Origin of the sequence: Paraburkholderia sp. RCC_158 (assembly GCF_041355255.1) — a bacterium.
In the GTDB taxonomy this organism is placed as follows: domain Bacteria; phylum Pseudomonadota; class Gammaproteobacteria; order Burkholderiales; family Burkholderiaceae; genus Paraburkholderia; species Paraburkholderia graminis.
Genome location: NZ_JBFUPM010000054.1, coordinates 1 through 8,066, shown reverse-complemented (window position 1 = coordinate 8,066; position 8,066 = coordinate 1). Strand labels below are relative to the sequence as shown.

At 55.6% G+C, this 8,066-nt stretch carries 5 protein-coding genes; 2 read left to right on the top strand and 3 right to left on the bottom strand.

The window, feature by feature from the left end:
- Positions 1 to 222, top strand: a 222-nt coding sequence (locus AB6809_RS35920) for a hypothetical protein (RefSeq protein ID WP_371028568.1), incomplete at its 5' end; no start/stop codon positions are given.
- A 789-nt stretch (positions 223 to 1,011) separates the two neighbouring features.
- On the opposite strand, the gene AB6809_RS35915 is transcribed toward AB6809_RS35920, so the two are convergent.
- The 3 genes from AB6809_RS35915 to AB6809_RS35905 all read right to left on the bottom strand — a co-directional run bounded on the left by AB6809_RS35915 (position 1,012) and on the right by AB6809_RS35905 (position 6,637).
- Positions 1,012 to 2,163 carry a porin gene (locus AB6809_RS35915; protein WP_371028567.1) on the bottom strand — a complete coding sequence of 384 codons (1,152 nt, stop codon included), beginning with the start codon at positions 2,161 to 2,163 and terminating at the stop codon, positions 1,012 to 1,014.
- A 971-nt stretch (positions 2,164 to 3,134) separates the two neighbouring features.
- On the bottom strand, positions 3,135 to 4,160 hold the full coding sequence (locus tag AB6809_RS35910; RefSeq protein WP_371028566.1) for an ABC transporter permease: 1,026 nt from the start codon (positions 4,158 to 4,160) through the stop codon (positions 3,135 to 3,137).
- The gene (locus AB6809_RS35905; RefSeq protein WP_371028565.1) at positions 4,157 to 6,637 is read right to left on the bottom strand and encodes an ATP-binding cassette domain-containing protein; all 2,481 of its coding nucleotides are present in this window, start codon (positions 6,635 to 6,637) and stop codon (positions 4,157 to 4,159) included. The genes AB6809_RS35910 and AB6809_RS35905 overlap by 4 nt, the downstream gene beginning before the upstream one ends.
- Before the next feature lie 366 nt (positions 6,638 to 7,003).
- Here AB6809_RS35905 and AB6809_RS35900 point away from each other — a divergent pair, with 366 nt between their 5' ends.
- On the top strand, positions 7,004 to 7,972 hold the full coding sequence (locus AB6809_RS35900) for a helix-turn-helix domain-containing protein (protein ID WP_371028564.1): 969 nt from the start codon (positions 7,004 to 7,006) through the stop codon (positions 7,970 to 7,972).
- The last annotated feature ends 94 nt before the right edge of the window (positions 7,973 to 8,066 follow it).

Below are 8,066 nucleotides of genomic sequence, written 5' to 3'. Positions count from 1 at the left end.
TCCGCAAAATTAGGTTGCGGACGCAATCGTGACCCTCTTCAACATCAGAATCTAGGTGTGGAAAATTGCGCGCTTACGGTCCAACTGCAGTTCGATCATCCGCCAGCCCTGCAGGCCGGACTTCAGGTCAATGGGTTGCTCACGCAAATGTCCAGTCTCGACGCGCCCAGCGTCCACTACTGGCAAGCGCCGGGCTGTTGCGGCCATGTTCACACACGATGAAGCTGGCCTGCGCCTGATGCCAGCCCAGCAGAAGCGGCGGGCGCGCGGTACTGTGATGGCACGGGCTACGGCGCCTTGGACATAGGACACGGGTTTGCGGGTCTTGGGGCCACGCCTCCGTATGCGTAGCTGAGCCGGATCGCTTGAACGCGCCAAAGGCGAGACATCTTGATCAGGATCTTGAAAGGGCTGGGTCTCGAGCCTTAGTTAGCGCGGCGCGATAACCATACGCATGGGCATTTCGAACATTGGCGCGGCAGTTGAAGCAAGATGCGCGGGGAGGTGCGAAGGGACTTCACGTCGTGTGCCGTGCGCCCGCGTCCCCGCAGACCGCCTTTTTTCACTTTAGTCGGCTAAACCCATACAGTCATTCGGAAATCCGTCGGTGACCAACGAAGGGCCATAGCATTGGGACAGCTCAATGTAAAGGGCGAGATCTCGGTCAATGCGCGGATCAAAGCGAAGCTCCTAAGACAAGCATAGAAAGCTTGCGTGACTGCGTGGCGCAAAGATCAAGGTGTGCGTGCGCTATATGTCGCCGATTCGGCGCTGAGTCGCCGCTTCGACGGGGCGTTGGCCTGGACAGGCCGGAAGGCGCCCGACGCGAAAAATGAGACTCTTCTGCGGTGAAATTCATGTCCCGAGCGTGACCCTGCGCGGCGCGCGACCCGACGTTACACCGACGGGGGTAGCAGTGAGCTCAAAAAAAAGCGGGCAACATCCGAAGAGGTTGCACCGCAACGCGCCTCTCGCAGCAGCGTGAACCTAATCCAATATGGCGCATTCCTCCTAGAACGAGTGTTGAATCCCCGCATAAACGCCTGATTGACTATGACCCGGCAGCGGATTGTCGCTGGCCACGGAGGTGCCCGGGTTGTTCGCGTTCAAACCGAAATTGGCGGCTTTGCTATTTTGTACCGTCGCAACCTGCAGATCGAGCATTGTTCGTTTGGAAAGGTTGTATGAAGCTCCCAAGGTATAGATATTCGCGTTGCCCGATCCATTGTTTCCGTTCACGTGATAGACGGCGCCGATAACAGCAGCAGCGGGAGACGCCTGCCAAGTCAAGCCACCCCAAACTTGATCGAGCGTGGTCGGTTGGCCCGGGAGGACACCGATTGCTCCAGACGTCCTCAGCGCTTGATAAGCGGCCGATATCTTGAACTGTCCAAGGAAAACATTCGCGAGCGCTGAATACTCACGCGAGGCTTGGAATATGCCGCCTGCAGCGTTTGCAGCGTTGATTGAATCGGTAGGTGCTCCATACAATTTCCCGTTTGACGGGTTGCGGATTTCATCGTAGAGCGCCCGTACTTGGAAAAGCGCAGATGAGTAGGTTACCTGCGCGCCTGCGGCTCTCCCTTGTGCAGTAGTTCCATTCCCATTCCAGTTGGTGGCGTTTGACAAGGAGTACTGCCCGTAGAAGTCAAATCCCGCTAGCTTAGGTGACTGGTACGATATGTTATTGCTCGAGAAGGGCCAGTTTCGGCCGCGGAATAGAGAAGCGGAGGACCACGCTGTCTGCCCCATCGGATCAAAGTCCCAAAGATTGTTAGAGATGAATAATTCTCGGCCGAGAAGAACAGTGCCGTACCTGTCGTCCGCGAAACCGACGGTTGCCCATCGATTGAAGAGCCCCCCATTACTGGGACCGGCACCTGTCATAGTGTTAAACGAACCTTCCAACTGGAAAACCGCCTTCGTACCGTTTCCGAGATCCTCGACTCCTTTCATACCCCATAGACTTGTCCCCCAGTTTCCGCTCTCTGCCCTAAACCGGTGAGTGCTGGCCGTCGCCTGGCCCGCGGCATTTGGACTTGTCGGCACGCCAGACATATACTCAAGTCCCGCGTCGAGGCGTCCATATAAGGTGACGCTGCTTTGGGCATGCACATTGAGGCAGACGCCAAGAAGGGCTGCCATAAGAATACGCTTTTTCATTGTCTCCTCCAACGTAATAAAACGTTCACGGTTTTACTGCTTCTAAGTAATTCGCTACGGGAAGCGAACTCTTCCCTGCTTTGTCTCCACACCCCGTGTCTTTAGGAATACTTAAATACTGTGCGACGCCTGGCAGCGAGATTAACGAACTCTTGAATCTGATCACAAAGCTCCATGCTGCGAACACAATTGAACTAGGTGTTTTCCACACACTTAATCCATGCATTCAACAACTGGTGTAACTATGATTGACACAGGCTCGCCGAAGCGCGGCGAATAAATCTTGCGAAATTTCTCGATTAAGACAGCAGACGCGTCGTTACACGCATGACTTCGCATTGCTAAGTTTTAGGCTCCTTTTTAATTAGCTTTACCTGAACTAAAACATGCTGAGCGGCGTTCCACGACGGATCATCGCGCGGCAATGCGACTTGCGTGTTCGAGATCGCTTATCCTAATTTTCGTCGCCGATGTCTCCGTCGACGAGACAGTCTAGGAGCACACGTTGGCACGAGGTAGTCCACGCCGCAGTAAGCTGCCTTGCTCTGAACGCAAACAACGGCGCCCGAGCTTTCCGACAGATTACTGGCAGGCACTGTTAGAACGATGGCGAACAGCGCTCGCCTCCCTGACATGAAGAGGCGCGAGTTCGTCAGAACCGGTCGGCTTCCGCGTCACGGCGTTACTGCCTCTGTAGTCGTCAAAGCCCCCATCAGCGAATCCACTTACATGCCCCCAACTGGCAAGCATCGATTAAAGAGTCGTTTAGACGGACACGGAGTGGCTAGGGTAACGGGCCTTGTTCTTTTCCGACGCATGGGCATCCCTGCCCTACTGACCTATTATGGCCACCGCGAGTTACCTACCCTAACGAGCGAAGGGCTGCGCCGCGCCGCTCCCGATTCTGGGCACGCTCGATCATTGACCGCTCTCAATATGAACGACCAGAGTGGCAGGCTCGACTGAAAAGACTAATCTGCCCGCAGTCGTATCGTCCTAACCATTGCCGGCAATGCCCGCACCGCCGTTGCAACGAGAATCGCAGTCGCCTGAACGAGCAGTTGCAGCGCTGGGCCCGCTCCTAGGGCGAGCGCCAACTGACCGAGTTGCGCCATGAACACTGCAGCCGCCGCGCTCGCCATAACGCTGCCTCTACCACCGGCGAACGGTGTACCCCCTAGTACCACCGCTGCAATGGCAGGAAGCAAATACCCATTGCCCAGCGCCTGAGAGGCGCTTCCGACATATCCCGCCAGTAGCATGCCTGCGACCGAAAAACAGGCCGCCGAAGCGCAGTATGCGGCAATCTGGACCCGGATGACCCGTATGCCGGCCGCCTCGGCAGCTGCGGCGTTCACGCCTGCCGCTACAAACCGCCGACCGATGGTGGTCTTCCGCGTTACCGTCCAGCCGAGTGCTGTAATGGAAATTGCAAAGAGGGCGCAGGCAGGGATCCCAACAAGATTCGCGTGTGCAATAAACTGCATAGACGGCGCAACACTGATCGGGACATTTCCACTGAACGCGCGAACCGCGCCCGTAATCAAGGCATTGACCGCGAGTGTCGCGACAAGTGGCGTTATTGCAATCCTCGAAACGAGAAGTCCGTTCAGTGCACCGATAAGCCCACTGCAAAGAATCGCCACGAACGCCGCAGAAAACACCCAGCCGGACTCTCCACCCAACTTAGCCATTAATACTCCGCCAAGCGCCATCATGCCCGCGGCCGACATGTCTATCCCTCTTTGCTGAATTACCAGTGTTTGACCGGTTGCTACGATCGCAAGGATGGCTGCGAAGGAAAGCATTGCCAGAAGCGAGCTTTTGGAGACGGTGCCTGGCGCAACGACGGCGCTTGCGGCGAACAGGGCCACAAGCCCGATCCAGATCCACGACGAATCGTCAAATACGCGGAGCAAGTTCTTGCGGTCGTTACTGCCGCCAGCGTATGCCTTCCCGCTCAATGCGGCCCCGATGTTCCGATCCACATTTCTCATCGCGCCACCGCCATTTGCCTGCACTTGCTGTAGAAAGACACCGCGACCAGAATCATTCCGCCGAGCAGGTACGACTGCCAAGAGTCGGAGAGGTCCAGAAATGAGGTGACAACGTTCAGTTGCGTGATCAGTAGAGCACCGAGCAACGCTCCCACAAACGATCCCCGTCCGCCGAAAAGGCTAGCACCGCCAATCACTGCTGCGGCGACACTGCCGAGTGTATAGTCCACACCTGCGGAAGGATCTCCCGAACCGACCTGCGCCATCATCGGAACAGCGGCAACGGCAGCAAGCAATGAACACCCAACATACGCAGCAAACAGCGTTACGTGCAAGCGTATGCCAGACATTCGTGCGGCCTCAACGCGGGAGCCCACAGCACGGAACGCCACTCCCAACGACGTTTTGAACAAGGCGAACTCCAAGAACAAGCCTAACGCTACCGCGATCCCGGCAGTCGCCGGAAGAATACCGACCTGGGCCGAAATCGAATCCACAATCGAGTCCGAAATAAGCCCCCCTGGAGTCGGCCGCAGCAATAGCGATACCGCGCCAATGGCCATGTAAGTCACTAACGTAGCAACCATCGGGTGAAGTCGAAGTGGATCGACGAGAATCCAATTGACGATACCCACAAGGATGGCGACTGATACAACAATCAGCCAGCCCGCTGACTGATGTCCGATAGACGATCCGTCGTTAAGGAAGAACGACTGAATGACAACAATGAGCCCCATCAATGGGCCGACCGATAGGTCTATGCCCCCAACCAGCATAAGAGCCTGCTGACCGTACGCAACAATTGCTAAGGTAGCTGTGAGAGCCAGAATTCCACTCACGCTCCGTGCCGACATGTAAGTGTCGTTGATATGGGTCGTGTACATTCCCAACGCGCATATAACGACGGCGATGGTGACTATAGGCGCCCACCCTCCAGCAGCCCACTGAAAAGTCCCTGTCGCGCCAGTAGCGCTCCGTTTCCGCTCTGTTGTAGCCGTGAGCATCGCGGACGTGATGTTGTTCTCCAACACCTGAGCGTCCTTGAGTTCTTCAACGATTTGCCCCCGGGAAAAGATCAATACTCGGTCGCAAAGCCCGGCCAGTTCTGCCGCATCAGAAGAGACCACGACGACGGCTATGCCGGAAGCAGTTGCATCTCGCAGGACCTTGTAAATCTCAACCCGAGCTCCGATGTCAACGCCCTGCGTTGGCTCGTCAACGAGCAATATTTTCGGTTTGCTTGCGAGCACACTTGCAAGGACAAGCTTCTGCTGATTGCCGCCGGAGAGTTTTCGAATCGGGGTCTCGATAGATGATGTGTTGACAGCGAATTGCCCGACTGCCTGCAGCGAACGGTACCGTTCGCTTTTAGCCCCCACGAAACCTCGCAGGGCGTCAATGCTCAGACTCCGGACCGCAAAATTCTCCCGCACCGACAAATCAGCGAAGATTCCCTCTCGATGACGGTCGCCCGGTAGATACAGAATTCCCGCGCCGACTGAACTTCGTGAGTTCCTCAGCCTCGTTTTTTTTCCGAAAACCTCTACAGATCCCCGACTGCGCTCGAGTCCGGCTAACGCACGCATGAATTCTCGCTGCCCGTTCCCATCGATGCCTGCGAGACCGACTATTTCTCCGCTCTCGATGCAAAGCGAATCGCTTGAGAAACTAAGCCCACGGAACGAGGTAAGTTCGAGCGCTTTCACAGCGCTGAGTTGAGCGCGTTTTGGTGGAAACTCCCTGTCGAGCACGCCTCCCACAATAAGGTGCACAATATCGTGCTCAGTGAGATCGCTTACGTGGTAGGTTCCCTCGCACTTTCCATCGCGAAGCACGGTGACACGATCGGAAATTGCTCGCACTTCTCTTATACGATGCGATATATAGACGACGGCGCACCCGTCATCGACAGCTTTCCGTATGCGGTCGAAAAGCCTTTCTACGTCCGCTGTCATCAAGTGCTCTGTCGGCTCGTCAAGCACAAGGACCTTTGGCTTCGTCGCAAGTGCTTTTACAATCTCCACGATGAACCGCTCGGCGGAGCCAAGACTGCTGATCCGGTCCGACGCTCGGATGGTTAGATCGTCGCTCCACTGCGCGAGAAGAGTTTCGGCCCAAGGCGCGATTGCGAGCAGCGAAGGGCGGAGCGGCTTGGGCACACCAACATATAAATTCTCAGCAACGGTAAGGTCTGGCATCAGAGCGGGTTCCTGCCTGACGATGGCTAGGCCGAGCTCCCGGGCTTGTTCGGTGTTTCCTGCAGTCTCACGACCGACGATTTCAACACGTCCGAGTTCAGGAATAAGAGCCCCAGATGCGACACCCATCAACGTCGACTTTCCAGCGCCGTTTCCGCCTACTAGGCCATGAACTTCGCCTGCCAATACGTCAAACCCGACGGAATCGAGCGCCTTCACACCATCGAAGACTTTCGTAACTGCCTGAATACTTAGTGCAACGTTGCTGCTTCGTTCCATGCCCGCCTCCGGATCCCAAGACCTCTTTGATCGCATTCCTTCAAAATTCCGCACAACTAGCCGCCCACCTGGGTTACCGGGTAAATCTAAGGGTTCATCGTGCGCTCATGTTAGTTGCCGACTCCTGCCTGAGAATATAAAGCGGCCTGCCCGGAGAGTCGCGACCGGGCACGCCATAAAAAGTGGACTTCTCACGCCAAGGTACTGAATATCTCGCTCCGGTCGCTGCACCCCGACCGAATAGGCCATACATGCGTATTTCGGATGAAGGTGACCGGCCGTTACGGGTTTGCACGCATTGAAGGCAGCGCGGTTCCAGATATAAGTTTGGTAGGTTAGCAAGTCACGACCGTAGCTTGCCGCTTAATGTCAGTAATCGACGCTATGATCGTAGAATTCGACAGTTCAGTCGTGCAGACGTCTCAACGCCTCGATCGGTACCTTGACCTTATTTGCCATCTTTATCCCTACGTCGACTGTGCTCATGTCGAGAAGCAAGGCGACACATTCCATGCGAGCATCTCTTACAGCGTGTTCGGTCAACTTGGCGTCGGGAGCATAGCTGCGCCAGGCCTTCACTACGTCAGGACCACTAGCGCTATAGGCCGAGACAACGGTGACGAGTTCGTAGCGTGCTTGCTCAACAAGGGCTCCGCAATTGTCGAACAGAATGGCCGACAGACGAAACAAGGCCCTGGCGACATTGTCATTTGTGACACGGCCCGCTCATACAAGTACATCTTCTCTTCCGATTATCAGCTTGTGTGTCTGCGGATACCGCGCACACAGATGCTTTGCAGACTTGCCGATGCAGAGCGTTTAACAGCCTTGACGCTTAACGGTGCGTCACCGATGGGTGTGTTCGCTGCCTCTGTCGTGCGTGGAGCAGCGGGAGTGAACCCCACGCTAGAGTTGAGCGCTGCTTCCAAGCTGGCTTCTTCAGTCATAGACATCATCGCCGCTTCCATTGAGACCGAACTCGGAGGATTGAAAGCACCCCGCGACCGGCACGTTGAGCTATGGGAACGTGCAAAAGATCACATTGACGCCAACCTATCCGATCCGGAGTTCAATGTCGATTGCATTTGTGACGCGATTGGAGTGTCGCGGCGAACTCTGAACAGGGTCTTCGCAATTCACGGAACGACTGCTGTTCGTTGTTTATGGCAAAAGCGTCTAGACGCGAGCCACGCATTTTTGGCGGAAGGACGTGCAAAGCATATAGCAGACGTCGCAGCTGCCTGCGGCTTCAGCGATTTCTCGCATTTCAGCAGGGCTTTTAAGAAGAGCTACGGCTTTGCACCGTACCAACTCTTAAAACAGAAATCCACCTAGCAGCCCAGCGCAACTACTAAGAAACCCTAACAAAATGAGTCGAAGGGGCTGTTAACCCGAATCATGCTCTGTTAACCTCTTCATTGTTTCGTTG